Consider the following 23,596-nt stretch of genomic DNA (forward strand, 5'->3'; position numbering starts at 1 on the left):
CCCACACGTCAGCGCCATAACCACTTAGCATGACAATTGCATTACACTTTTATGACACTCATCCCACTGCGGGGGCACAGACGATGAAAATTAGGGCCACGGTCATTTGCGAACACGAGGGGCATATCCTCTTCGTGCGCAAGGCCAGATCAAAATGGGCGCTGCCGGGGGGCAAGGTCGAACGCAACGAGCGTCCGGTCGGCGCGGCGGCCCGCGAGCTGGAAGAAGAGACCGGGTTGAACGTGGACGGCTTGCTGTACCTGCAGGAGCTCAAGGCGCGCGACACCGTGCACCACGTGTTCGAAGCTTCGGTGGTAAACCTCGCCGATGCAAAGCCTTGCAATGAAATAATCGATTGCCAGTGGCATCCCTATGGCGCCATGGACGACCTGGACACCACCGACGCCACCCGGCACATCGTCAAATCCTTCCTACGTCGCCTGTAATTCAGCGCTCTGCCCGCTGGCCTCGAGACCTCGCTTTACCCCACCATTCTCTTTCTGCCGTTCGACAAAGGATCTGACGAACGCGGCAGCGGCTGCATGTGCCACCGGTACTGCCATGGCTTGGCGGATGGTCATGAAGTCATCCTCGACCAGGCGCCATTGTGCGCTCACCCGGGTGCGCAGAAAGTCCCGCACCCCCGCCGCCGCATCCAGCTCTTGCGCGATAAACCAGTCCACCGCGGCCGCCGACGTGGGCGCCCGTACCAACTCGGCGTGCGCCACCGTACGGCTCAGGTACAGGTCGTAGGCTGCGCCTTGGCCGACGGCGATGCGTCGACCCGCTGCATCCAATTGGGCGACGTGGGTAAAGGGCGAATCCGTCGCCACCAGGTAGGTGCCCTTGATCGCCACGTAGGGTGCGCTGAACGCGATCTCCTGCTCACGCACCGGCTCGATGGCCAGGAACGCCACGCGCCAGGCATCCTCGGCCAGCGCAGCAAAGACCTTGCCCGCCGCCTCGAAGGTGATCAGCGCCAACTCGACACCCAGCTCTTCAGCCAAGGCCTTGGCCAACGCCACTGAGACCCCCTGTGGCTCACCGCCCGCGCCGCGTTGCGCCAGCACCGGGTTGCCGAAGTTGATGGCGGCACGCAGCACGCCATCGGGGGCCAATTGTTGCAGTACAGCGGGATCAATCATCGAGCGCTCCTGGGCGGGTTCGTTGCAAGGTCTTGCGGATCACAAACGGCAGCACGCCGCCGTGCTCAAGGTACCCAAGCGCTTGCAACGCGTCGAGGTGCAAGGCAGTCCAAGTGCAGAGTTGCGAAGCAGCCCTGAATCCACTTGGCCGCATCACCGAGGCGCTAGCATCGCCGGCAAGCAAGCGCCTACACGTACCTGCTTATGATCCAACCACACAGGCCGGCGTGCTCTTGCTGTTTGGTCTTGATCTTAGGCGCCCCGTCAAACACGCTGGCCGTAATCCTGTACTCAAGACCGAGGCTTCTTCCCTCCTTCCTGCCCCCGCAAATACAACGCCTCCACCAACCTCTGCCGTTCTTCCCGAGGCAACGTCGCGGCAAACTGCGCCAACGTTGAATCCACCAACGCCCGCAACGCCATATCCGCCTCCCGCGCCTTGGCTAACTCCGTCACCAACACATCCCGGTCCAACGTCGGCGCCTCCAGTTGCTTGATCACCCCCAACCGCGCTTCCCGCCCCGCCATCACCAACGGCTGACTGTCCGCACGGTTCTGCCGCAGCAATGCGCGCAATTCCTTGCGCCGTTCCGGGGGCAACTTGACCATCGCCTGCCGCAACCCATGCTGGTTGACCACCGCCTCCACCGGCTTGGCACTCGCCACCCAGTGGTACCACCCACCGCCCACCCCGCCGATCAAAAACACATTGAGCAGCACCGAGACAAGCAACCACGGCTTCAGGGATTGGGCGCTCATTGCTCGGTGTCCTCGGCGTTGACGGAAAAGATGACCTGCGCATCGCCCTGATCAAACACACTGGGCAACACCTCGGCGGACACCATCGGCAGCGGCACGCTCATGGACGCCACCAGCATGCCGGTGACGATGCCGGCAATGCCCACCCCCACCAGCCCCGCAGGCGACAACCAACCGGCATAACGCGACCAGAACGACGCGCGACGCGGCGCAGACTGGCGAATCTTCCGGGTCAGTGCCGGGTCGAGAAAGGCCAGTTGATGGCTGTCCAGTTGGGCATCCAGCCAGCCAGCGGCGTGTAATGCTTCGCGCGCACTGGCATTACCGCTGTCGAGCAGCGCCTGGGCGGCGCCTTGCTCTGCCAATGGCCAGCGCTCTAGATTGGCCCCGTAGGCGTCGGCCAGATAAGCAAATCGTTCAGGTGTCATGATGTCCCCTTCCTGGGCGGGCAAGCCCGGGTGTGTCGGCAAGTTGACTGCGCAACTGGCGCCGGGCCCGCGACAGCAGGCTCTCCAGTGCCTCGACGCTGATATTCATCAGGGCCGCGGCGTCGATGTTCGACAGCTCCTGGTAGTACTGCAACACAATCGCTTCACGCTGGCGCTCGGGCAACGCCGCCAACGCGGCGGCCATGCGAGCGCTGCGGTCGGCGGCTTCCAACTGTTCGTCCAGGGACGGCGTGGTGTCGACCAACGCCGCCGTGTCGTCGTCGCTCAACGGGCGCTCCTTGCGCCGGCGCAAGCGGTCATGGCACAGGTTGAGCGCGACCCGGTGCAGCCAGGTGTCGAAGCGCGCCTCGCCACTGCGCCAGCTGGCCGCGTGGCGCCAGATGCGCAGGAAGCTTTCCTGGGCCACGTCCTTGGCCTCATCGGCATCCCCCAGGATCCGGCTGGCGAGCGCCAGCAGACGCGGCAGTTTGCGCGTCACCATTTCGTTGACGGCCGCAGGCTCGTTGTTGCTGATACGTGCAAGCAGTTCAACGTCCGGATCAGTGTCTTTCAATCGGGCAATTCTCGGTCAGCGGATCCAATGCCCTTCACGCCAGTACCAATTGGGGCCATGGGCCTCCCAGTGGCCGGGCTCCCAGCGCGCGTTGCGCATCACCGGTTGCCAATGACCAGGCTCCCAGGCGTAGCCACGCCCTTCCCAGCGCCAGTGCCCGCGGTCCCAGACGTAACCGGGGCGCTCCACAGGGATCACTTCCACGCGTTGCGGCGGTGGCGCCTGGCGGATGATGATTTCGGTCTGGGCAAACACAGGGGTGCTGACAAACGCGGCGAGGGCCAGCGGAGCAAGCAAGGCAAAACGCAATTTGGCCAGGGGTCTCATGGCAACTCCTTCATGCAACGGGCGACAGTGCAGGTTGCTGATGGGTTGAACGGCGGGTGGCGAAAAATCCGTCGCAGAACGCGCGGATTATTTACGGGAGCAGTATTGCCCAGGGGATGGCGGGGCTTGATGAAATGTTTGAAAGCTTGGCGACGGATTTACCCACGTGGCGGCGTTGAAGGATTAACGCTGATCAACCCAAGAGGAAACACCATGTACCGCCGACTTTACATGCTGGTTGCCGCACTGCTGATTGTCAGCCTGAGCGGCTGCGTGATCGTGCCGGAACACCGCCATTGCTGCTGGCGTTATTACGGCGCCCTCGATGCGCCGAGCCACACCGTCAACGGCTAGCCCACCGCCGCAAACCCACGGCGCCCAGCCTTGATCTCGGTGCGCAACTCGCCAATCAGGTTTGAGATGGAACGGATGCTGTCCAAACCGTTGGGGGACACACCCGTCAGTAACAGCTCGACCCGGCCGGACACCGGTTCGAAGATATTGATGCGCAACGAGCCGTCGCTGTTGAGCGTGCAGTCGCACGTCAGCGGCAGGAACCCCGAGGCCATGATGCGGTTGAATTCAACGATTGAAATCATGATAAGTCCCCTTCCCTGGGCCTCACCCGGTAGTTGTGATGGAGACAGAGTAGATGAGGTTTTACGGGGCATGTAGCGATTCATGCAAAAGTGTTAGCCAGGCCTCATTTCGCCCTGGAAACGTCGAATCACTGGCGCCAGAAAACCTGCCTTTGGACCTCTCGTCTGCTGCTGCGGCGAGCACTTGACTCGACGCCAGGATCGAAAGAGGCTCTTGGCTTTTCGCCATCATCCTGAGCAGCCCACCATGAGCATCGACCCTCCGAGCCAGCCCGACAGCGATGTGTACAAGACCTTGCTGGAGTCGACCAAGGCCATCCCCTGGCGCATCGATTGGCCGACCATGACCTTCAGCTACATCGGCCCGCAGATCGAGACATTGCTCGGCTGGGCGCCGCAAAGCTGGGTCAGCGTGGACGATTGGGTCGAGCGCATGCACCCCGACGACCGCGACTATGTGGTGAACTTCTGCGTGTCGCAATCGCGCGCCGGGGTGGACCATGAGGCGGACTACCGGGCGCTGACGGTGAATGGCGACTACGTATGGATTCGCGATGTGGTGCACGTGGTGCGCAAGGACGGTGAGGTCGAGGCCTTGATCGGCTTCATGTTCGATATCAGCGAGCGCAAGAAGACCGAAGAACACCTGGTGCGCCTGCAAAAACAACTTGAGGAATACTCCTACCAGGATGGCCTGACCGGCATCGCCAACCGGCGTATGTTCGACACCGTACTGGAACGCGAATGGGCCAGCGCCCAGCGCAGCCAGTTGCCGCTGTCGTTGATCATTCTGGATATCGATTTTTTCAAGCAGTACAACGACCACTACGGCCATATCAAGGGCGACGAATGCTTGCGGCACGTGGCGAACACCCTGTCCCAGGCGGCCAACCGGCCACGGGATTTCATTGCACGTATCGGCGGTGAGGAATTTGTGTGGTTGTTGCCGGAAACCGATGCGCAATCAGCCAGGCAAGTGGCGCAACGCTGTCTGCATCTGGTCCGTCAGCAACAGATCGAGCACGGCTATTCGACGGTGTCGAACTTGCTCACCCTGAGCCTCGGCGTCGGCACGCGCATCGTCAAACCTGATACGCCGATGCTGGAGTTTGTCGAAGAGGTCGACAAATTGCTGTACCAGGCCAAACGCACTGGGCGAATGCGTGCAGCATTCGCTGACGGCGAAGTGTGACGCAGAGGTCAAATCGCAGGCAAAAAAAATCCCAAGTAGCTGATGGAAACTTGGGATTTAAAAATGCATAAACCGTGGGAGGTGAACGCCCGGCTATAGTATCGAGTGATAAAAGCCGTCACAAGATTAATTTAATCCTTTCGTCGGATTAAAAGCGCTGTAAGTCATTCAATAACCACACCTTTTTTAAGGTGGCCAGGTATATAAATGCCACTTTTTGGTGCAACTACCGGTGATATTTCCACTTATTAAAAAGGGTTATTGCGTTGTCGCACTTCTTGATACACGCCCCTTTAAATGCGTACACGTGTCTTCGGCCTCAATGCTGTGCGGCAGTACCGAACGCGCCACACTTTCCACCTGCCTGCACAGTGCCAGGCGATCATTGGCCGCGTCCCGCTCGCGGTCGACCTCGGCATTGAGCCAAACAAAATAGACACCCAGCAACACCGCAACGCACAGCACGCCGACGACGAAGTAGCGAAAGCTGTTGGAGGACGGCGACTCGGGCGCGTTCATGACGTTACGGCGCCCTGCTCTTCTCGTAACGCACGTCGCCACCCTCGACCTGGCCGACCACCGCCCAGCCCAGCCGCTGATAGAACCCGTTGGCCCGTATGCCGTCGCGTCCGTCAGTGATCAGAAACAGCCGCTCATGGTGCTCAAACAGCGCGGCCTCGGCCACCGCCATCAATTGACGGCCCAGGCCCAGGTTCTCGTGGGTCGGCAACACAAACATCGCGAACACCTCGCCCCCGGCCAGGTCGACCATGCTGAACCCCGCGGGCTGGCCATCCACTTCTGCGATCCATACGCAAGGCGCCGCGCGGATGCTGTCGGCCAGCACCTGTGGCGTGATGCCCAGGTCGGCCATTTGCTCGACACTCAAATGGTTTTGCACCACCGAGGTGCGAATGGCGAAAAGCGTGTCGACGTCGTCCTGTGTCGCTGTGCGGATCAGGGTTTGCATACTGGCCTCCCGGATGAAGGACGCAATTGTATGCAAATAGAAACACAGTGAATGTCGTGGATTTGTAAAACGCCCTACGGAGCCTCGCCATGCTGCTGGCGACGGAACTGCCCAGGCGTCACTCCATGGGCCTTGCGGAAACACCGGGAAAAGTACGCCTCATCGGTAAAACCGCAGCGGTGCGCGATGGCGCCAATCAGCTGCGCACTGTTGAGCAACAAGGTGCGCGCCAACTGCATGCGTCGGTCGAGCACCAGTTGCGAGAAGGGTTTGCCGGTTTCCTTGCGCAATAGGTGGGTGAGGTAATTGGGGGACAGGAATGCGGCGGCGGCCGCGTCCGTCAGGTTGAGCGTCGGCTCATGCAGGTGCTCGCGGATATACCCCTGCACGCGCGCCAGTGCATCCTTGCGCCCACGCCGGGTGGCATTGTTGGCGGCGAAGGCTTGCAGGGGCTCGGCGTACTGTTCGCAGACCAGGCCAACCAGTTGAAACAGGTAGCCCTTGAGGCGCTCACGGGCGCCGAAGGTACGCTGGGCATCCAGTTCACGCATGTGGGTGAGCCAGGTTTGCACCTGCTCGAACGCCGTGTCATCGAGGATGAAATCCAACTGTTCCTGGAAACGAAACGGCGACAGCTCAGGCGCCTGGCCGATGGGGATGTCTTCCAGGTCCAAGGGGTCGCAGGTCAGCTGCGGCAGGAAAAACGCCTGGCTGAAGTTGATCAACATGAACTCGCCATCCGCGGGATGGGGAATCACATGCAAGCGATGAGGCAGGATAAACGCCAGGGCCTTGCGCGGAAACGGCCGCACTGCGCCACCGATATGCTGCACGGTGTCGCCGCCGAGGTTGATCTGGATCTGGAAGTACTCATGGCGATGGGGATGGGTCAGCGCCGCCCTGCCGCGTTTGTCGCGGATGTAGAAGTCGGGACGGTCGCTGCGCTGTTCCATGCCATAGGTGGTGACGCGGGTGCCTGGCATAACGGTCTCTCGTGTGGCCTGGGCACCACTGTAGCCTCAACCCTGGCCGAGGGTGAAACGCAACTCGCCGATGCCATCAATGCCGGCGGTGACCACATCGCCCGGCTGCAACGCGCCAACGCCTGCGGGCGTGCCGGTGAAGATCAGGTCGCCGGCCTTGAGCGCGACGGATCGCGAGGCATGGCTGATCACGTCACTGACAGACCAGATCAGGTCGGCCAGGTCGCCCACCTGACGCTGTTCGCCATTGACCTTGAGCCAGATCTTGCCGCTGGACGGGTGCCCGACCGCGCTAACCGGACGCAGTGCCGTGGTGGGCGCAGACTCGTCAAAGGCCTTGGCCCACTCCCACGGACGCGCGTGTTTTTTCGCTTGGGCTTGCAGGTCGCGGCGGGTCAGGTCGATGCCGAGGCCATACCCCCAGACGTGGGAAAGCGCCTGGTCCGGGCTGATATCCACGCCGTCCTTGCCGATGGCCACCACCAGTTCCACCTCGTGGTGCAGGTCGGCAGTCAACGGCGGGTAGGCAATCACCCCGTGCGCCGGCACCACCGCATCTGCAGGTTTCATGAAGAAGAATGGCGGCTCGCGGTCCGGGTCATGCCCCATCTCGCGTGCATGTTCGCTGTAGTTGCGGCCCACGCAGAACACACGGCGCAGCGGGAAGCGCGCCTCGCTGCCTTCTACCGCGAGGGATGGGATTGGCGCGGGGGTGAATACGTAATCAGTCATGGCCTGTGCCTCTTCGTTTACCTGGCGCCAGTATGGCCAGGGTCGCCGGGGCAAAGTTGGACAGGCTTACGCAGATTTTGCACTGACCGGCGCTTGCACCTGCGGCTGCGGGTTGAGCAGGCGATAGAGTGGCAGGCAGGCCGCCTGGATCAGCAGCATGCGGATCACTTGCATCGCCGTCACCAGGGTCACCGCCAGCCCCAGGGCTTCGGCGGTCAGGCTCATTTCCGGCGCACTGCCAGGCATCATGCCCAGGGCCAGCGACAGCCAGGGTACGCCAAACCCGGCGCCAAGCGCCCAGGCAACCACGGCGGTGGTGACCACCGACACGACCAATAACAGCATCACCTTGGCCAGCAGCCCTGGTGCGCGGCGAAAGAAACTGCGGTCAAACGCGACGCCCAATGCACAGCCGATCAACAACTGCCCGCTGCCACTGAGCCAGCCCGGCATGCTCATCAACAAATGATTGCAGCCCACTCCCACCGCGCAGATCAGGAACGGTCCGAACGTCCACGGGTTGGGCAGCTTGCACTGCTTGAAACCCAGGGCCGCCAGCCAGCCCATCGCCAGAATGAAGATCAGCCACGGCCAGATCACCGGCAAGGGCACAGGGGCAGCCACGGCGGGCATGCCAAAGGTGGCGACAGCAGGGACTGTCAGCAGGATCAGCAGCAGCCGGATGCTGTGGGCGGCGGCGATAAAGCTGGTGTCTGCCTGGCGTTGGCGGCCCAGGTGCACCATTTCGCTGGAGTTGGCGGGCATCAGGGCAAAAAACGCCGTGCCGAACCCCACGCCCCAGCGATGCAGGACCAGCACCGAACACAGCGCAAGCACCAGCGTCAGCAACACGGCCGTGACGATCAGCCCGAGGTGGGCCGCCACCTGCTGCATTACCGGCAAGGTGAAATGACAGCCAATGGCGACCGCCACAATCAGTTGCCCGGCTTGGCGACCATGGGGAACTTCCGGCACCAGGCTGCCGGCGCAGCGCGTCAGCATCACCGCCACCAGCGAGCCGATCACCCAGGGCAACGGCCACCCCGCCCAACTGGCAAGGCTGCCGCCCAAAGCACCGACGATCAGGGTGACAAGCCAATAAGGTCGAAAGTTGTGCATGGTGTGGCACTCGGCGTGGAGAAGAATGCCGACAGGTTATAGACTCGCCTTCATCACAGAAAATATCCATTTGTGAAACCAGTCATCACAGTTTGTTATGCGAGCCCGTATGAACCTGAAAGCGTTGGAGTACTGCGTCGAGATCGCCCGCCAAGGCAGCTTTACCAAGGCCGCCCACGCGTTGCACGTGGCACAGCCGGCGCTGAGCATGGCGGTGAGCCGGCTGGAAGACGAATTGGGAGTAGCGCTGTTCAACCGCGCCACGCGGCAGATCAGCGTGACCGCCGAAGGCCAGTTGTTCCTGGCGCGTGCCGAAGCGTGCCTGGAAGGACTGGCCGGCGCCCGACGTGAATTGCAGGACCTTACCCAACTGCACAGCGGCGAGATCCGCGTCGGCGTGCCGCCCATGTATGGCATCCGCCATATTCCCGAACTGCTGATGCAATTTCGCACGCGTTACCCAGGCATTGCCATGCATGTGGTGGAAGGCAGTGCCGATGACATCAGCGAACGCCTGGCTACGCGGGACATCGACGTGGCGCTGCTGGAGTCGCGGCGGGTTGATCCGGCGTGGGAATCGGTGTTGCTGGGCAGCGATGAGATGGTGCTGTGCATGGCCGAACAGCATCCGCTGGCGGGCGCGCCATCCATTTCGGCGCAACGCCTGCAGGGTGAACCGATGCTGGTGTTCGACAACACCTTCCTGCAACGCCATCTGCTGGATGCGTTTTGCAGCAACGCTCGCGTGCGTTTCACCATCGCCCTGGAGAGCAACTTTGTGCCACTGGTGATTACCGCGACGCGCAGCGGGATGGGCGTGTCGACCCTGCTGCGTTCGGTTCAGGAGCAGGAGCCGGGGTTGGTCGGCGTGTCATTCGAGCCGGCGCAGTTCATGCACTTCAACCTGTGCTGGCGCGCCAGTGAATACCTGTCCCAGGCCAATCGGCGGTTCATTGAAACGGCAAAGCAGTATTTCCAAGAGGACGCCAGCTCGCCGCTGTCGCGCTAAGGGGTTATTTGCGTGCGACCTTGTAGCGCACGCAATCCTGATAGAACCCCTGGCGAATCGCCTCGGGCTTGAGCCGTGAGCGGCTGTCGTAGGTTTGTTCGGTGATGCCCATGGCCATCATGCGCATCCACGATTTGTTGAATTTCATGGTCTGGATCTTCTGCCGCGCCGCGTACAACGACACTCCAGATAACTTGAGTTCCTGGGCCCTGGCGGCAGTCCCGGCGCCCCAACTGCACATGTACTTGTCACCCTCGCGCAGCTCCCGTGCCTGCACGGCAGCCGCGCCGCCGGCCAGGGAACAGGCGATCAGCATGATTCCAACAGAGCGCATTTGCATCCTCACCTAACCACCTGAAAATAAAAGCGATTCTGGCGAGGATTTTGTTACAAAGGGGCCATTAAATTGCCTTATTGCGCAAGTTTCAGTGGGCCGCAGCAGGCGTGGTGCGAAAGGTGACGCCCAGGCGGTTGAAGGCATTCATCAACGCGATGCCATACGTGAGGTCGGCCAGTTCCTTGGCGCTGAACTCGGCGGCGGCCGCTGCGTAATCCGCGTCCGACACATCGCTGCGGGTCACGGCTTCGGCAAAGGCCAGGGCGATGCGCTCACGGGGCGTGAATACATTGCGGGCATCGTGCCACACCGGCACCAATACCAGCTTGTCCACGGCCAGGCCTTGCTTGAGCAGGTCACGCGAGTGCATGTCGATGCAGAATGCGCAGCCGTTTATCTGCGACACGCGCAGGTAGACCAGGTCGATCAGCGCTTTGGGCAAGCCGCTGTTTTGCAGGTAGACATAAACGCCGCCGAAAGCCTTGTAACCTTCCGGGGATGCTTGGGTGTAGTCGAGGCGAGTGGTCATGATGAATCCTGTTTAGGTTGAGTGAAGGCACCATGTTGCCGCGCCATGGCCCACCCCTGAAGGGCCATGAACAGCCATGGCGACTGGACCATGATGGCCCAGTCAACACATCCGGTTATGGCACTTGGGCATAGGTCATGAAGCGACTACAGTGAGGGCAGCCGCGACCTGGAGATCGTTCCCATGCATACCCTGCCACCCCCAGACCCTGGCTCGACCGAGCCGATCTACCGCCAGTTGTATTGGCGGTTTCGCCGCGCGATTGCCGAGGGGTTGCTCAAGCCGGGCGAGCGCGTCCCGGCCGCACGGGCGCTGGCCAAGGAACTGGGCGTGGCGCGGGGCACCATCGACAACGCCTACGCCTTGCTGACCGCCGAGGGTTACTTCGAACCCCGTGGCCAGGCAGGCACGGTGGTTGCCCACGGCATTGCCAGCGCCCAGCCCACGCCGGTGGTCATCACGCCCTACAAGGCCGTACGGCAACAGGCGCAGGTCCTGCCCTTCCAGATGGGCCTGCCGGCCCTGGACGCCTTCCCCCGCAAGATCTGGTCGAAAATCGCCGCGCGCTGCGTGCGTGCCACGCAACTGGCGGACATGGCCAACCCGCCAATCGGCGGCCTGCCCGCGCTGCGCACCGCGATCGCCAGCTACCTGCAAGTGGCCCGGGGCATTCACTGCGCTCCGGAGCAGATCTTTGTCACCTCGGGCTACCGCAACACCCTGAGCCTGATCACCCATGCCTTGCTCAAACCCGGCGACGAGGTGCTGGTCGAAGACCCCGGCTACCCGCCGACGCGTCCGCTGCTGTCGTTCTTGCAAATCAACACGACCCCCGTTCCGGTGGACCAGGATGGCCTGTGCGTGTCCCCCACCAGCACCGCACGCGCAGTGATTGTCACGCCGGCCCATCAAAGCCCGCTGTGCGCTTCCCTGTCGCTGCCGCGCCGCCTGGCCCTGCTGGACTGGGCCCGACGCGAACACGCCTGGATCATCGAGGACGACTATGACGGCGAATACCGCTATGTCAGCCGCCCGTTGCCTGCCCTCAAGAGCCTGGACCGCGATGGCCGGGTGCTCTACGCCGGCACCTTCAGCAAAGTGCTGTTCCCCGGCATCCGTCTGGCCTATCTGGTGGTGCCTGCGGCCCAAGTGGCGCGTTTCGAACAGGTCAGCCAAAGCTTCCTCGGCCATTGCCCGGAACTGACGCAGGCAATCGTCGCCAGCTTTATCGCCGAAGGGCATTTCGCCCGGCATATCCAACGCATGCGCAAGCTGTATAGCGAACGGCGCGAGGCAACTGCCAACGGCTTGCGCAAGGCAATGGGCGAACATGTTTCCATCGATGCGCAGCCTGGCGGCATGCACCTAATCCTACGACTCAAGGCGCCGCAATCAGACCGCCTGCTGGTGCAGAAACTGGCGGACGAGGGTATCTACGCGGAGGCATTGAGCGAGTGGGGTGTGGTGCAGCAGACCGGTCCCGGCTTGCTGCTGGGCTTTGCCAATATCGACTCCCAGGCCCGCGCTGAAGCCTTGGGGCGGCGCATCCTGGCATGCCTGATGGCCTAGTTGCCCGGGCCTTTCTTGGCGCTGTCCGTGACAGCAACCAAGCATGAAACTGCCACGCCCTCCCCCAACCAGGAGTTCCGATGCGCAGTATCACGGTTTTTTGCGGTTCCAATGTCGGCGCAAGCCCCCAGTACGCCGAGGACGCCAAGGCCCTGGGTCGAGAAATCGCCCGGCGTGGCATTCGACTGGTCTACGGCGGCAGCGCCAAGGGCTTGATGGGTGTGATTGCCGACAGTGCGCTGGCCGAAGGTGGCGAAGTGATCGGCATCATCACCCGCTTGCTGCATGACCTTGGGCACCTGCAACCGGGGCTCAGCGCCTATGAAACCCTGCCGGACATGCGCAGCCGCAAAGCGCGCATGAGCGAACTGGCCGATGGTTTCATCGCCCTGCCCGGTGGCCTCGGCACCTTCGAAGAAGTGTTGGAAGCGATGACGTTGACCCAACTGGGCGAGCATCAAAAAGGCGTGGCCTGCTTGAACACGGCCAATTTCTTTGCACCGCTGCGCAGCGTGTTCGCACATGCCGTCAGGGAAGGTTTCATGAAGGCCGAACACCGCCAAATGCTGATCGTCGAAGACAACCCCGGCGCCCTGCTCGATGCCCTTGGGCAGTGGCAGGCGCCGGTGGTCAACAAGTGGATCGAGCCCGCCAGGCATTAACCCGTTTCGGCCTTGGCGATGCTGCTCCCGAATCCTTGCGCCAAGGCCTTTTTCTTATCTCACCACTGGTAGGTGGCGCTCGCCTGCACGGTGCGCTGCGAACCATACCAGCACCACGAATAGGAGTAGCAGGACGCGACATACTCTTTGTTCGCCAGGTTGGTGGCGTTGAGCGCCAGGCGCAGGTTGTCCTTCAGGCTAGTAATGTTCGGGATGTCATAGTGCACGGCGGCATCGAACAAGGTGTAGCCCGGCACCTTGAGGGTGTTGGCGGTATCCCCCCAAGAAGACCCGACGTAACGCGCACCCGCGCCGGCGCCGAAGCCCTTGAGGGTGCCGTCGTGGAAGGTGTAGTCGGCCCACGCCGAGGCCGTATGGCGCGGCACACCGTAGGTGGTGGTACCTTCGGCGGCAATGGCCGGGCCTACGCCGATATCGCTGATGGGCGCATAACGCACGGTGTTGTTCGACTTGCTGATGCGGTTGTCCAGGTAGGCATAGGCCGCAGTGATGTCCAGGTTATCGTTGAGGCTGGCCTTGCCCTCTAGCTCAAAACCACGGGACTGCACTTCGCCGTCCTGGCTCTGGCAGCGCCCGGTGCCACACAAATGGGTGGGGTCCGGGTCGGTGGTCAGCACGTTGGTCTGGCGCAGGTCGAAGATCGCCGCCGTGATAAAGCTGTTGCTGCCCGGCGGTTGGTATTTGATACCGATTTCATACTGCTTGCCTTCGGTCGGCTTGAACACCGAACCACCGTAACCGGTACCCGACTGCGGATTGAACGACTCCGCGTAACTGGCATACGGCGCCAGGCCATTATCGAAGAGATAGACCAGGCCGATACGGCCAGTGAACGCCTTGCTGTCCAAAGACGACTCGGACTTGGCACCGGTACGAAGGGTCTTGGTGCTGCTGTCGGTGCTGGCCCAGTCATAACGACCGCCCAGCAGCAGCACCCACTTGTCCCACTTCATCTGTTCCTGCAAGTACACACCGGTCTGTTCGCTGCGCGAGGTGCCGTCGGTGGTGTAGGCCGGCACCGGCACCGCCGCGCCGTAGACCGGGTTGAAAATATCCAGGGACGGGCCGGCGGTGTACACGCCGGAACCCGACTTGGTGTCGGTACTGGTGTTCTGATAGTCGAGGCCCATCAACAAGGTGTGCTGCAAGGGGCCGGTGTCGAATTTGGCCTGCAGCTGGTTGTCGAGGGTGTAGGCATCCAGGTCGACATCGCTGGCGATGGTCGAACGGCGGATAGTGCGGTAATCCGTCAGCAGATAGTTGCTGTAGAGGCTGCGGTACTGGCCTTCGCTGCGCAGGTAACGCGCGTTCTGGCGTACGGTCCACACGTCATCGAAATGATGCTCGAACGCCCAGCCGATGGAGTAGTACTCGCGGTCGCTCTTCTCGAAGTTCTTTTCGCCGTCGTAGAAATCCACATCGATGCTGCGACCGGTCGGGCTGTGCAGCACCGAGCCCCAGGCCGGCACCGAGCCGTAGGACGCGCCTTTGGGGTCCTTCTGGAAATGCCCGAGCAGGGTCAACGAGGTGGCGTCGTCCGGGCGCCAGGTGAACGCGCTGGACAGCGACTGACGGCGCGTCTCGGTGTGCTCCACCTGGCCATCGGCATCGTCGAAAAGCCCGGCCACACGGTAGGAATACACCCCCTGATCATCCAGCGGGCCGCTCAAGTCAAAGGTGGTGCGCTTCTTGTTGAAGGTGCCGTATTCCACACCCACTTCATGAAACGGTGTGTCCAGCGGGCGTTTGCTGACCATGTTGATCACCCCGCTCGGCGTGCCCTGCCCGTACAGCACCGATGCCGGGCCGCGCAGCACTTCCACGCGCTCTAGGTCGAAGGCGTCTTTCTGCGGCAAGGCGTCACGGCTCGATGGCATGCGCAGGCCGTCAAGGTAGGTGGCCGGGGAGAAACCACGGATGGTCAACTGGTCGAGACGCGACGCGGTGGCGCCACGGGTTTCCGGGATGACGGCGGCGCTGTAGCGCAGGATCTGATTAAGGCTCTCGGCGTTCTGCGCGCGCATCTGGTCTTTGGTGACGATGGAAATCGACTGCGGGGTTTCGATAAGCGCGGTATCGGTCTTGGTGCCCGACAAACTGCGCGTGGCCACATAGCCGGCCACCGGCCCGGTCGGGCTTTCGCTCTGGTACGCGCCGCTGATGGTGGTGGCCTGCAGCTCCATGGCACCGCCGTTGTCCGGGATGGCTTCCAGGCGATAGCGGTCGGCGGAAATCTTCAAGGCTTGCAGGCCACTGCCGGCGAGCAGTTGATTCAGTGCCACGTCGGTGGCGTATTGTCCTTTTAAACCCTTGCTGCGCTTGCCACGGGTCAGACTTGCATCGAAGGCCAGCACCAAGCCTGCCTGCTCGGCCAGGCTATTGAGCGCTTGGCTCAAATCTCCGGCGGGAACTGAAAAACTGCGCTCGGCGCTGCTGGTGCTTTCTTCGGCAAAGGAGCTCTGGACGGTCAGCAACGGCACAGCGGCAAAAGCCATCGCCACTGACAAAGCCAGTGGATGCAAGGGACGAGCAAGGCGCGACATGGGAAATCCTGCGTAAGGGAGGTTCTATTAACCATGACGGCCACGTCGGGAAATCGGGCAAGGATGCGAGCGATTTTTATTTGAGAAGCGATGACGCAATCAGGTTTGTCGCTTATTCGTGTAGCCCTTTGGGTGGGTTTCTCGCGGTTTTTCCCCCTGGGTAGTCGGCGTTTTCTGATTTTCTCAACCGCTCATCCAGACGCTTTTTGCTGCGGCATGCTCCGACGCCTTGCCCTCTGCCCGGACGTCACGGATGACCCACGCTGCCCACATTGCCCTGATCGAACATGAACTGAATGGCTTTCACCAGAGCCTGGTGATTTATCGCCAGCAAATGGGCACTTGGTATTCGCGCGCGCTGGATTCAGTCAGCCATGGGCTGGACATGCCGTCGCTGCTGGGGATGGACCGGGTGTTGCGAGTGGGGGATTCACAGCGCTCGGTGAGCATGGCAGATGCTGATTTCTCGACCGTGAGCCAGTGCCCAATGGGCGGCGAACTGAAGATCGAGAGCCTGTTCGAGTCGGTGTATGACGTGCCGATCGGCAATATCCCGGTGGAGGTCATCGGCCTGGATGACGGCAGTTCCACCGTGATCATGCTGGATGAACAGGGTAAGGGTTCGCACCACTGCGCGGCGGGTGGGCGCTACCAGGTGCGGGTGCAGGGTGGCGTGTCCGAGGAACAGGTCGAGGCCCTGTTTACCTCTTACGCCGGGCTGACCGGCGACCTGGAGCGGTGGCTTCGGGAGCAATGGTCTGGCTTTAAACCCCAATGGGAACGCTCGACCGCCAGTGCGATTGGCAGCGGCCTGTTGGCGGGCAGTTGGGCGGCGATTCGCGACGTGTGGGACAGCATCAAGCTGGTGCAGGCGATTCTTGAAGACCCGCTGAAGTTCGTCGAACAGTTGGGCACCGAAGCAGCCAAGTTGGCGCAGCTCGCGACCGATGCACCCAAGGTCATGGAGCAGGCCATGTTGCTGGCCAGTGACGAGGCCGCGCTGTACCTGATGTTGCGCACGGCGATGATCTGGTTGGATGCATTGCCACCCAGCGAAATAGCGAAAGTGGCGGCTGGGTTTGTGGTGTCGCTGCTGATCGACCTGGTGATTGGCGTGGTGTTGACCATCGCCTTGCCGGCGGCGGGTGTGGCGTATTTGAGTCTGCGGCTGGTCAAGTATGGGGCGCAGATTCTTGATGCGGCGGTGGGCTTTGTTAAGGGGCTTTTGGCAATCCTGACGAAGTTCATGCAGGCCGTGGATCGCTATAAGGCGGTCGCGGTCCGCGGGGTGGTCGGCGGGCTCAAGCAAGGCACGATGCAGATGCGCTGGAAGGCGCGGCAGAACGCGGTGCTGAAGCAGAAAGAGCCTGTGGATGACGTGCCGGCTGTTGCGAAGAATCCGGCTGGGAATGCGGCCGCGCCTTCGGACAAGACCGCCACTAACGGCTGCCCGGTGTCGATGGTCACGGGCGAAGAACTGCTGACCCTCACCGATGGGGCGTTGGACGGCATTTTGCCGTTTGAGTGGACCCGGTTGTACCGCACCAGCGCGGTGGAAATGGATTGCGGGCTGGGGTTTGGCTGGAGCCACTCGCTGGCCCATCGGCTGAGTGTTTCCGGTGATTCGGTGGTGTGGACCGATCATGAAAATCGCTCGACCACCCTGCCCTTGCCCACGGTTTCCCGCCCCGCAATCACCAATAGCCTGGCTGAAGCGGCGATCTATTTGGGGTCGTTGCCCGATGAACTGGTGCTGGCTCAGGCGTCACGTTTCTACCACTTTCGCGACGGTGTGCTGACGGCGATCAGCGACGCGTATGACAACCGGCTGCGTATTGCCCGGGATTTTCTGGGGCGTATTGAGCGGCTGGATAACGGTGTGGGGCGCTCGCTGTTGTTGCGCTACGCGTCGGGCCGCATTGCGGCGGTGGACTACCAAATTCAACGCATCGTGGACGTGGGTCCGTATGTTTGGGTGACGGAACAGACGGTTGTTTCCTACGCCTATGACGACCTTGGCCGACTGATTTCAGCGACTAACGCTGTCGGCGAAAGCGAGGTTTATCGGTACGACGATCAGCACGTCATTCTTGAACGCGGCTTGGCCGGTGGGGCGAGTTTCTACTGGGAGTGGGAACGGGCTGGCAAGGCGGCCCGATGTGTCCGGCATTGGGCGAGCTTTTTGCAGATGGACACGCGCTATGCCTGGGACGACAACGGGCAGGTCACGGTGTTTAACGCCGATGGCAGCCAGGAAGTCTACGTGCATGACCAGCGCGCACGGCTGGTGCAGCGGGTGGATCCGGACGGGGCCGAGCACTTCAAGTCCTACGATGACAACGGGCGGCTGACGGTTGAGCAGGATCCGCTGGGCGCGATCACGGCGTATCAGTACGACGAAGCTGGGCGCTTGGTGGCGTTGTTTCCGGGGGATGATGAGCCGACGACCTACGAACATGACAACGGGTTCTTACGGGTTGTAAGGCGGGGTCAGGCGGTTTGGAAGTATGAGCGCAATGATCAAGGCGATGTAACGCGCAAGACCGATCCTGACGGTCATGTGACTGACTACAGCTACAACAAATACGGGCAGCTGGTTGGGGTTTGGTACCCGGATCATAGCTGTCAGCGACTGGTGTGGAATGAGCGTGGGCAGTTGCTTGAGGAGCAGTTGCCCAATGGTGGGATCAAGCGTTATCACTATGACGATCTTGGGCGACAGATTGCGCGAGAGGATGAACATGGCGCGCTGACCCAGTATCAGTGGGACAGCGTGGGTCGGTTGATTCGCGTTGTGCAGCCAGGCGGCGAGTTCAGGGAATACAGCTACAACCCCTACGGAAAAATCACCGCCGAGCGCGATGAACTGGGGCACGTTACTCGTTACGAATATGCCGACGGCCTGCACCTGATCAGCCGACGTATCAATGCCGATGGTAGCCAGGTCAACTACCGCTACGACAATGCGCGTTTGCTGCTGACCGAGATCAAGAATGAAGTCGGCGAGACCTACAAACTCGCTTACCACCCTAACGGCCTGATCCAGCAGGAAATCGGGTTTGATGGTCAGCGCACCGCTTACGTCTACGACCTCAATGGCAACCTGCAGGAAAAGACCGAACACGGTGATGACGGCAGTCAGTTGGTTACCCGCTACGAGCGCGACCATGCCGGTCGGCTCGTAAGAAAAACCCTACCTGACGGCAACAAGGTTGATTACGCCTACGACCGCCAGGGCAACCTCCTAAGCGTCGAAGATGGCCATTGGGCCCTGGCCTACGAATACGACGCTCAAAACCGCCTCACCGCCGAACACCAAGGCTGGGGCACCCTGCGCTACGGCTACGACGCCTGCGGCAACCTTCGAAACCTACGCCTGCCGGACAACAACCGCCTCACGTTCAATCACGACAAAGGCGGTCACCTCGCCACCGTCGAACTGAACGGTGAAATCCTTACATCTCATCTCTACAAAGCTGGCCAGGAACAGCAACGCCAACAAGGCCAACTGCTCAGCCACTACCAACACGACCACCAGGGACGCCTGTTCACCCAGAGCATCAACGACGCCGAAGGCCCGCTATACCGCCGCCACTACGACTACGACAAATCCGGCAACCTCACTCGCCTGCTCGACACCCGCAAAGGCGATCACCGCTACCACTACGACCCAATAAGCCGCCTCACCCGCGCCGACCACACCCAAGACGAGCAAGAACGCTTCGGCCACGACCCCGCTGGCAACCTGCTCATGCAAAACCGCCCCGGCCCCGACATCGTCGCCGGCAACCGCCTGATGATCCAGGGCGACCACCACTACGACTACGACGCCTTCGGCAACCTCATCCGCGAACGACGCGGCAAAAGCCATCAACTCGTCACCGAATACCGTTACGACTGCCAGCATCGGCTGATCGGCATTAAAACGCCCAATGGCCAGACCGCTAGCTATCGCTACGACGCGTTTGGGCGGCGTATCAGTAAAACCGTCGACGGCATCACGACTGAGTTCTTCTGGCAGGGCGACAAACTCATCGCCGAGCACCACGCGAACCGCCACCGCAGCTACCTCTACGAACCGGACAGCTTCCGCCCGCTGGCCCTGCTGGAAGGCTTCGGCCCAAAGGAAACCAAGGCCTACCACTACCAACTCGACCACCTCGGCACCCCACAGGAACTCACCGCCCCGAATGGCGAAATCGTCTGGTCAGCGCACTACCGCGCCTACGGTGAAATCACCCGTCTCGACATAGGAAAAGTCGACAACCCGCTGCGCTTCCAAGGCCAATACTTCGACCAAGAAAGCGGACTGCACTACAACCGCCATCGCTACTACAATCCAGATGTTGGTCGATACCTCACGCCAGACCCGGTGAAATTGGCGGGTGGGATAAATGCGTACCGGTACGTGCCCAATCCTACGGGATGGGTAGATCCGCTGGGCTTGAGTAGCTGCCCTGGCGACGAGTGTAAACCTAATGTTCCTTCTACCCTTCGGAGGCCTAACGTCGATGAAGGCGCACCTGCTCTACCTCAACTACCGCGAACTAATGGACAGTCGAGAATAGATGCACTGACAGAGGCAAATGCAAAACGAAGGGTGCTGAGCTGGGAGCAGGAATACGATATGCATACGGTTGAAAAGCATGGCCCAGAGATACCAGATAGCGCGTTAAAACAACGATCTATTGATGGAACAAATCCAACGACTGGGGAGAGCGGGTATATCAGCTCCAGCTCCCAATTTAAATCTTGGAAAATGCAACTCCACGCTATAAACAAGGCCCTGGGCAGGATGCAGGGCGATTCGCCATCTCCCACAGGTTTGGATAATGCAGGCAACCCAGTGGTAGTGGTCGAACTGCCTGGGGCCGGGCGAGGCTATAAACCTAATAACGGGGACTTGAACAACCCCAGATACATTGAAAACATGGACAGAGCAGAAATCAGATTTGATCGACACAATCCGACTCGACCATTCACCGCTTTCCCGAAGTGAGCAGATCATGCTGAAATCCCCATTCATGGACACACCATACGCTCCTAATGTCTCTCATTTATTAGGAGCCTTATCGATATACGACCTTGAGGAAACGGTTGGAAAAGAGCTATGGAAGCATGACCCTAACAATCATCAAGACAGGGAAAAAATCATAATTTCTTTCATCCTGAAAGACCTTATGCACCTTTCCTACAGGCATCGTTTTATATTGATTTCTGCTCTCAAAGACGCACTAGACAACCCCGACTTTAACTTTTCGAAAGAATTTGAGAACGATTACGACAAGTACATAACCATGGCTTGGAACGAAACAGAAATAGCCGACCCCCGAGGCTTCTTCGCCGACATCTATCGACTCGCCAACGAGGTCTGGAAAGAAGACCTTCAAAAAGCCAGCCTCGAAGACCAGTCAACTTGGTGACACCAACACCACTCTCAAAGGCAGCACCGTCCCCCTGTGGTGAGCGAGCTTGCTCGCGTTGGGCCGCGAAGCAGCCCCGTGCAGTCAGTGGGTACTTCAGGTCAATCAGCATGTCTGTTTTGAGGCTGCTGCGTAGCCCGACGCAGGGCAAGCATGCTCACCACAAAACAAAAAAGTGCTCAGCAGAAATGAGGGAGTACACAAACTGAAAATTTCCCCCTCACTATGAGCACCGCTTCGAAGGCTCAATATCATCCGGCTGAGCAGATAAACCCGCGCGCCACACTCTCCACCCCCGAATACTCCTCCGAGGTAGGAATATTCCCCCTGCAATGCTAAATCCTACTTTCTTAGGAGAAAGTGAAATGCTGGATGCAAACAAAAGAATAACAATCTCCGGAGAGGACGCCTTGAATGCGTTGACAGAGATCGAACTCATACTGGTTTCACTACGAAAAATAGGCGCTTACTATATTGACAAGTCTTCTGAGGAGTATCAGCGTGCCACCACTGATTTTATTGACAACGCTCGAATCACATCAAGACTCGCTAAGGTGAGAGGACTAATCACCGCAGGATTTGATACAACTTTGGGAGACGACGACATGGATGACTTAGAGCGCCACATACAAGGTTTAAAATTCTGGAAGCCCGCATAACACTAAAGATTAAGATTTACTTATGCCAGGCAATACGAAAAAGGTTCGGCAAAAAAATAAATGCTCACCCCCCATCCAACTAAGTCAATCCCTCAGCCTGGAAACACTAGCACAGTGCAAACCCATACATTAGAAACCCTGATATCGGAATATCTGAACCATGTGTATGAAGCAACGGAACTACTCGAACGATACTTCGGAACTAAAAACATTCTGAGGTTATGGCGTTCCGGAAAAATTCCACAACGAGGCTCTGTCACCAAAGACGTGACTTACGAATTGCACGGCATTGGCTGTTGCGTTTACCTATCTAACCTATACATCGATTTTGATTACGGGCCTGATGACAGGGTCGACGGATTTGATATTTGGCGATTATATAATTACGCTTGTGAGCTACCGCATAAATACAAACAATACACCGACGAAGGGTACCTAGAGCATGAGTTCCTCGAGTACCTGAAATTGGGAAAAGCCAAAAAATCCCCGGTTCAACGTCCAACCTGTACTTCATACAGCATGAACTTGATTGCCCAGCGAAAAATCATAAAACAAATGTATGTGAGTGAGAATGGCTCACCGAGTAGAGAACGCAATGATTGAACATCCACCTCCGCGCATAGAGAAAACCAACAGAAATACAGACACATTTAAGTGGTGCCTACATGAATGTTTTGCCTGGCAAAAAAAGAGAGACCTCATTAACTTTTTTAAGGCAACTCAGAAACCAATACTTAAAACCTAAAGTTTTCCAATGACATGAATTATTACGACAAAGAAGTCACGACCGACTTAAACGCGCTCAACATAAAATTCGCCATCCTGCCTGAGGCTGATCACACATCATTGGTTAACACAATCAATGACATCGTGCCGTTTTCGGTGAGTAAAGTTGCTTGGGAAAAATTAGAAACGAGTATGAACCTTGGACGTTCATCATCAGACTTAGCGATATCACACCTAGCTGAGGAAGTTCAGAAGCTCACTAGCGAGAATCCGATTTTCATTGGCGACTCAGCCTGTGACGAGGCTTACTCCGTAAGCCTAAAGCACATAGAGAAAGCGCTTAGGATTTTCTCAACAATTCCTCAATACACCTACATCGTCTCGAGATCATTGACGTGGATTGCTTGCATGTCATTTGAAGGAGACTTGGATATCGCGAGGCTTTTATGAAGATAAAAATAAACCAAACACATGAAGACCATAACAAGGTAATCGTGAAATTTTATTCAACGAACGGAAATGGCATTGCCTTTTGGAACGGCACAGCACCTAATATTGGCGACACTCCGGATGTAGAGATGGATATAGATGAAGTCCTTTGCTGGCATAAGAACATTATCCCTTCTCCACCCAGAACACCACTGATCACTTTCTCCAAAAATACAACTCAAATAATCGCCAGACTAATCCATGATCTTGACAACGATCACGCCGTTTTAAAACTAGGCCAGGCGATAATTCTAATTGACATTGAAGAGCAGCACCCTCAACAATCAGATTTTGTTCAAGTAACCACAACTAAACTCCACCTATACCCCACAAACACTTAAGGCCTGTTCACCCCCACGCCACCACCAACAACCCCACCCCCAACACCAAACACAGCGGCGAGTAAAAATACGTATCCAACCTCGCAAACCGCGAACCACCGACCTTCTTGAAAAACCCCACCAACTCCGAATCCCCAATCGCCCTGGCAAACATCACCACCGCAATCGCGCTGATCCCCCACTGTAAGGCCCCGTGAGACACCGCCGAGAAATACAGCCCCGCCCGCAGGCACACCAGCAAGGCAATGGCCACCAGCCCCATCGCGACCAGGAAGGTCCCGAGCGCCGAGGGCTTGAACGCGGGCTTTGGCCCGCTGGCGAATTCGCCGGGCAGTTGGGGGATGGCGGCGAGGCTGCCGAGTTTGCCGCCGGCGGCCCAGTACAGGTGGACCATGCTGATGCAGGTAAAAACCCCGACAATCCATCGTGCGACAACAAAGCTCATGGCTGGCTCTCCCTG

The 23,596-nt window shown here is 59.4% G+C and carries 27 protein-coding genes; 12 read left to right on the plus strand and 15 right to left on the minus strand.

What is annotated here, in order from left to right; all coding sequences use genetic code 11:
• The first annotated feature begins 83 nt into the window (after window positions 1-83).
• A complete protein-coding gene (locus CWC48_RS28305) occupies window positions 84-446 on the plus strand; it encodes an NUDIX hydrolase (protein WP_078048065.1) in 363 nt (120 codons plus the stop codon).
• On the opposite strand, the gene CWC48_RS28310 is transcribed toward CWC48_RS28305, so the two are convergent.
• The 5 genes from CWC48_RS28310 to CWC48_RS28330 form a co-directional block, all read right to left on the minus strand.
• The gene (locus tag CWC48_RS28310; RefSeq protein ID WP_078048064.1) at window positions 432-1,145 is read right to left on the minus strand and encodes a transporter substrate-binding domain-containing protein; all 714 of its coding nucleotides are present in this window, start codon (window positions 1,143-1,145) and stop codon (window positions 432-434) included. The two genes, CWC48_RS28305 and CWC48_RS28310, sit on opposite strands and share 15 nt — an antisense overlap.
• Before the next feature lie 291 nt (window positions 1,146-1,436).
• Window positions 1,437-1,904, minus strand: a complete 468-nt coding sequence (locus CWC48_RS28315) for a periplasmic heavy metal sensor (RefSeq protein WP_099493938.1) — start codon at window positions 1,902-1,904, stop codon at window positions 1,437-1,439.
• Window positions 1,901-2,332, minus strand: coding sequence for a hypothetical protein (locus tag CWC48_RS28320; RefSeq protein ID WP_100490951.1), 432 nt, complete (start codon window positions 2,330-2,332; stop codon window positions 1,901-1,903). Before CWC48_RS28320 ends, CWC48_RS28315 begins: the two co-directional genes overlap by 4 nt.
• Window positions 2,322-2,906, minus strand: a complete 585-nt coding sequence (locus tag CWC48_RS28325; RefSeq protein WP_100490952.1) for an RNA polymerase sigma factor — start codon at window positions 2,904-2,906, stop codon at window positions 2,322-2,324. The genes CWC48_RS28320 and CWC48_RS28325 overlap by 11 nt, the downstream gene beginning before the upstream one ends.
• 15 nt (window positions 2,907-2,921) lie before the next feature.
• Complete coding sequence (locus tag CWC48_RS28330; RefSeq protein ID WP_078048060.1) at window positions 2,922-3,233, minus strand: YXWGXW repeat-containing protein; 312 nt, start codon at window positions 3,231-3,233, stop codon at window positions 2,922-2,924.
• 213 nt (window positions 3,234-3,446) lie between these two features.
• On the opposite strand from CWC48_RS28330, the gene CWC48_RS30435 reads away from it, so the two are divergent.
• Window positions 3,447-3,587 (plus strand): hypothetical protein, encoded by a 141-nt coding sequence (locus CWC48_RS30435; protein WP_177409459.1) that lies wholly within the window; start codon window positions 3,447-3,449, stop codon window positions 3,585-3,587.
• On the opposite strand, the gene CWC48_RS28335 is transcribed toward CWC48_RS30435, so the two are convergent.
• Window positions 3,584-3,832, minus strand: a complete 249-nt coding sequence (locus CWC48_RS28335; RefSeq protein WP_078048059.1) for a DUF1652 domain-containing protein — start codon at window positions 3,830-3,832, stop codon at window positions 3,584-3,586. The two genes, CWC48_RS30435 and CWC48_RS28335, sit on opposite strands and share 4 nt — an antisense overlap.
• Window positions 3,833-4,079: 247 nt before the next feature.
• Here CWC48_RS28335 and CWC48_RS28340 point away from each other — a divergent pair, with 247 nt between their 5' ends.
• Window positions 4,080-5,024, plus strand: a complete 945-nt coding sequence (locus CWC48_RS28340) for a sensor domain-containing diguanylate cyclase (RefSeq protein WP_100490953.1) — start codon at window positions 4,080-4,082, stop codon at window positions 5,022-5,024.
• A gap of 258 nt (window positions 5,025-5,282) precedes the next feature.
• On the opposite strand, the gene CWC48_RS28345 is transcribed toward CWC48_RS28340, so the two are convergent.
• The 5 genes from CWC48_RS28345 to CWC48_RS28365 all read right to left on the minus strand — a co-directional run bounded on the left by CWC48_RS28345 (window position 5,283) and on the right by CWC48_RS28365 (window position 8,828).
• Window positions 5,283-5,543 (minus strand): hypothetical protein, encoded by a 261-nt coding sequence (locus CWC48_RS28345; protein ID WP_100490954.1) that lies wholly within the window; start codon window positions 5,541-5,543, stop codon window positions 5,283-5,285.
• Between the two features lie 4 nt (window positions 5,544-5,547).
• On the minus strand, window positions 5,548-5,994 hold the full coding sequence (locus CWC48_RS28350; RefSeq protein WP_078048056.1) for a GNAT family N-acetyltransferase: 447 nt from the start codon (window positions 5,992-5,994) through the stop codon (window positions 5,548-5,550).
• Between the two features lie 74 nt (window positions 5,995-6,068).
• Window positions 6,069-6,977, minus strand: coding sequence for an AraC family transcriptional regulator (locus CWC48_RS28355; RefSeq protein ID WP_099493944.1), 909 nt, complete (start codon window positions 6,975-6,977; stop codon window positions 6,069-6,071).
• Window positions 6,978-7,013: 36 nt separating this feature from the next.
• Window positions 7,014-7,709, minus strand: a complete 696-nt coding sequence (locus CWC48_RS28360; RefSeq protein ID WP_100490955.1) for a fumarylacetoacetate hydrolase family protein — start codon at window positions 7,707-7,709, stop codon at window positions 7,014-7,016.
• A gap of 66 nt (window positions 7,710-7,775) precedes the next feature.
• Window positions 7,776-8,828, minus strand: a complete 1,053-nt coding sequence (locus tag CWC48_RS28365; protein ID WP_100490956.1) for an AbrB family transcriptional regulator — start codon at window positions 8,826-8,828, stop codon at window positions 7,776-7,778.
• A gap of 109 nt (window positions 8,829-8,937) precedes the next feature.
• Between CWC48_RS28365 and CWC48_RS28370 the strand changes: the two genes are divergently transcribed.
• Window positions 8,938-9,837, plus strand: coding sequence for a LysR family transcriptional regulator (locus tag CWC48_RS28370; protein ID WP_078048052.1), 900 nt, complete (start codon window positions 8,938-8,940; stop codon window positions 9,835-9,837).
• Between the two features lie 4 nt (window positions 9,838-9,841).
• Here CWC48_RS28370 and CWC48_RS28375 read toward each other — a convergent pair whose 3' ends face one another.
• Window positions 9,842-10,171 (minus strand): hypothetical protein, encoded by a 330-nt coding sequence (locus CWC48_RS28375; RefSeq protein ID WP_078050907.1) that lies wholly within the window; start codon window positions 10,169-10,171, stop codon window positions 9,842-9,844.
• Window positions 10,172-10,262: 91 nt separating this feature from the next.
• Entirely contained in the window at window positions 10,263-10,703 is a 441-nt protein-coding gene (locus CWC48_RS28380) for a carboxymuconolactone decarboxylase family protein (RefSeq protein WP_100490957.1), read from the minus strand.
• Between the two features lie 183 nt (window positions 10,704-10,886).
• Here CWC48_RS28380 and CWC48_RS28385 point away from each other — a divergent pair, with 183 nt between their 5' ends.
• Together CWC48_RS28385 and CWC48_RS28390 are read left to right on the plus strand one after the other, a co-directional pair.
• Window positions 10,887-12,272 (plus strand): PLP-dependent aminotransferase family protein, encoded by a 1,386-nt coding sequence (locus CWC48_RS28385; RefSeq protein WP_100490958.1) that lies wholly within the window; start codon window positions 10,887-10,889, stop codon window positions 12,270-12,272.
• An 80-nt stretch (window positions 12,273-12,352) separates the two neighbouring features.
• A complete protein-coding gene (locus CWC48_RS28390; protein ID WP_100490959.1) occupies window positions 12,353-12,934 on the plus strand; it encodes a TIGR00730 family Rossman fold protein in 582 nt (193 codons plus the stop codon).
• 59 nt (window positions 12,935-12,993) lie between these two features.
• Here CWC48_RS28390 and CWC48_RS28395 read toward each other — a convergent pair whose 3' ends face one another.
• Window positions 12,994-15,498, minus strand: a complete 2,505-nt coding sequence (locus CWC48_RS28395; RefSeq protein ID WP_099493950.1) for a TonB-dependent siderophore receptor — start codon at window positions 15,496-15,498, stop codon at window positions 12,994-12,996.
• A 253-nt stretch (window positions 15,499-15,751) separates the two neighbouring features.
• Between CWC48_RS28395 and CWC48_RS28400 the strand changes: the two genes are divergently transcribed.
• From CWC48_RS28400 to CWC48_RS28425, 6 genes are all read left to right on the plus strand, one after another.
• Window positions 15,752-20,497, plus strand: coding sequence for an RHS repeat-associated core domain-containing protein (locus CWC48_RS28400; protein ID WP_100490960.1), 4,746 nt, complete (start codon window positions 15,752-15,754; stop codon window positions 20,495-20,497).
• Window positions 20,498-20,504: 7 nt separating this feature from the next.
• Window positions 20,505-20,921 carry a hypothetical protein gene (locus CWC48_RS28405; protein WP_100490961.1) on the plus strand — a complete coding sequence of 139 codons (417 nt, stop codon included), beginning with the start codon at window positions 20,505-20,507 and terminating at the stop codon, window positions 20,919-20,921.
• A gap of 365 nt (window positions 20,922-21,286) precedes the next feature.
• Complete coding sequence (locus CWC48_RS28410) at window positions 21,287-21,580, plus strand: hypothetical protein (protein ID WP_100490962.1); 294 nt, start codon at window positions 21,287-21,289, stop codon at window positions 21,578-21,580.
• A 60-nt stretch (window positions 21,581-21,640) separates the two neighbouring features.
• Window positions 21,641-22,183, plus strand: a complete 543-nt coding sequence (locus tag CWC48_RS30995; protein WP_371857056.1) for a hypothetical protein — start codon at window positions 21,641-21,643, stop codon at window positions 22,181-22,183.
• Window positions 22,184-22,339: 156 nt separating this feature from the next.
• Window positions 22,340-22,756 (plus strand): hypothetical protein, encoded by a 417-nt coding sequence (locus tag CWC48_RS28420; protein ID WP_100490963.1) that lies wholly within the window; start codon window positions 22,340-22,342, stop codon window positions 22,754-22,756.
• Entirely contained in the window at window positions 22,753-23,136 is a 384-nt protein-coding gene (locus tag CWC48_RS28425; protein ID WP_100490964.1) for a hypothetical protein, read from the plus strand. The genes CWC48_RS28420 and CWC48_RS28425 overlap by 4 nt, the downstream gene beginning before the upstream one ends.
• A gap of 7 nt (window positions 23,137-23,143) precedes the next feature.
• Here the strand turns inward: CWC48_RS28425 and CWC48_RS28430 are convergent, their stop codons facing one another.
• A complete protein-coding gene (locus tag CWC48_RS28430; protein WP_078048046.1) occupies window positions 23,144-23,581 on the minus strand; it encodes a DUF3995 domain-containing protein in 438 nt (145 codons plus the stop codon).
• Window positions 23,582-23,596: the final 15 nt, after the last annotated feature.

Origin of the sequence: Pseudomonas sp. S10E 269 (assembly GCF_002798465.1) — a bacterium.
Lineage (GTDB): Bacteria > Pseudomonadota > Gammaproteobacteria > Pseudomonadales > Pseudomonadaceae > Aquipseudomonas > Aquipseudomonas pergaminensis.

Bases quoted from the DNA above. Each gene is read 5' to 3' on its own strand.
- CWC48_RS28390 (WP_100490959.1), top strand. From the start codon at position 12,353: ATGCGCAGTATCACGGTTTTTTGCGGTTCCAATGTCGGCGCAAGCCCC.
- CWC48_RS28315 (WP_099493938.1), bottom strand. From the start codon at position 1,904: ATGAGCGCCCAATCCCTGAAGCCGTGGTTGCTTGTCTCGGTGCTGCTC.
- CWC48_RS28385 (WP_100490958.1), top strand. From the start codon at position 10,887: ATGCATACCCTGCCACCCCCAGACCCTGGCTCGACCGAGCCGATCTAC.
- CWC48_RS30435 (WP_177409459.1), top strand. From the start codon at position 3,447: ATGTACCGCCGACTTTACATGCTGGTTGCCGCACTGCTGATTGTCAGC.
- CWC48_RS28375 (WP_078050907.1), bottom strand. From the start codon at position 10,171: ATGCGCTCTGTTGGAATCATGCTGATCGCCTGTTCCCTGGCCGGCGGC.
- CWC48_RS28370 (WP_078048052.1), top strand. From the start codon at position 8,938: ATGAACCTGAAAGCGTTGGAGTACTGCGTCGAGATCGCCCGCCAAGGC.
- CWC48_RS28365 (WP_100490956.1), bottom strand. From the start codon at position 8,828: ATGCACAACTTTCGACCTTATTGGCTTGTCACCCTGATCGTCGGTGCT.
- CWC48_RS28330 (WP_078048060.1), bottom strand. From the start codon at position 3,233: ATGAGACCCCTGGCCAAATTGCGTTTTGCCTTGCTTGCTCCGCTGGCC.
- CWC48_RS28410 (WP_100490962.1), top strand. From the start codon at position 21,287: ATGCTGGATGCAAACAAAAGAATAACAATCTCCGGAGAGGACGCCTTG.
- CWC48_RS28420 (WP_100490963.1), top strand. From the start codon at position 22,340: ATGAATTATTACGACAAAGAAGTCACGACCGACTTAAACGCGCTCAAC.
- CWC48_RS28360 (WP_100490955.1), bottom strand. From the start codon at position 7,709: ATGACTGATTACGTATTCACCCCCGCGCCAATCCCATCCCTCGCGGTA.
- CWC48_RS28405 (WP_100490961.1), top strand. From the start codon at position 20,505: ATGCTGAAATCCCCATTCATGGACACACCATACGCTCCTAATGTCTCT.
- CWC48_RS28380 (WP_100490957.1), bottom strand. From the start codon at position 10,703: ATGACCACTCGCCTCGACTACACCCAAGCATCCCCGGAAGGTTACAAG.
- CWC48_RS30995 (WP_371857056.1), top strand. From the start codon at position 21,641: ATGCTCACCCCCCATCCAACTAAGTCAATCCCTCAGCCTGGAAACACT.
- CWC48_RS28425 (WP_100490964.1), top strand. From the start codon at position 22,753: ATGAAGATAAAAATAAACCAAACACATGAAGACCATAACAAGGTAATC.
- CWC48_RS28340 (WP_100490953.1), top strand. From the start codon at position 4,080: ATGAGCATCGACCCTCCGAGCCAGCCCGACAGCGATGTGTACAAGACC.
- CWC48_RS28355 (WP_099493944.1), bottom strand. From the start codon at position 6,977: ATGCCAGGCACCCGCGTCACCACCTATGGCATGGAACAGCGCAGCGAC.
- CWC48_RS28310 (WP_078048064.1), bottom strand. From the start codon at position 1,145: ATGATTGATCCCGCTGTACTGCAACAATTGGCCCCCGATGGCGTGCTG.
- CWC48_RS28350 (WP_078048056.1), bottom strand. From the start codon at position 5,994: ATGCAAACCCTGATCCGCACAGCGACACAGGACGACGTCGACACGCTT.
- CWC48_RS28430 (WP_078048046.1), bottom strand. From the start codon at position 23,581: ATGAGCTTTGTTGTCGCACGATGGATTGTCGGGGTTTTTACCTGCATC.
- CWC48_RS28400 (WP_100490960.1), top strand. From the start codon at position 15,752: ATGACCCACGCTGCCCACATTGCCCTGATCGAACATGAACTGAATGGC.
- CWC48_RS28345 (WP_100490954.1), bottom strand. From the start codon at position 5,543: ATGAACGCGCCCGAGTCGCCGTCCTCCAACAGCTTTCGCTACTTCGTC.
- CWC48_RS28320 (WP_100490951.1), bottom strand. From the start codon at position 2,332: ATGACACCTGAACGATTTGCTTATCTGGCCGACGCCTACGGGGCCAAT.
- CWC48_RS28305 (WP_078048065.1), top strand. From the start codon at position 84: ATGAAAATTAGGGCCACGGTCATTTGCGAACACGAGGGGCATATCCTC.
- CWC48_RS28335 (WP_078048059.1), bottom strand. From the start codon at position 3,832: ATGATTTCAATCGTTGAATTCAACCGCATCATGGCCTCGGGGTTCCTG.
- CWC48_RS28395 (WP_099493950.1), bottom strand. From the start codon at position 15,498: ATGTCGCGCCTTGCTCGTCCCTTGCATCCACTGGCTTTGTCAGTGGCG.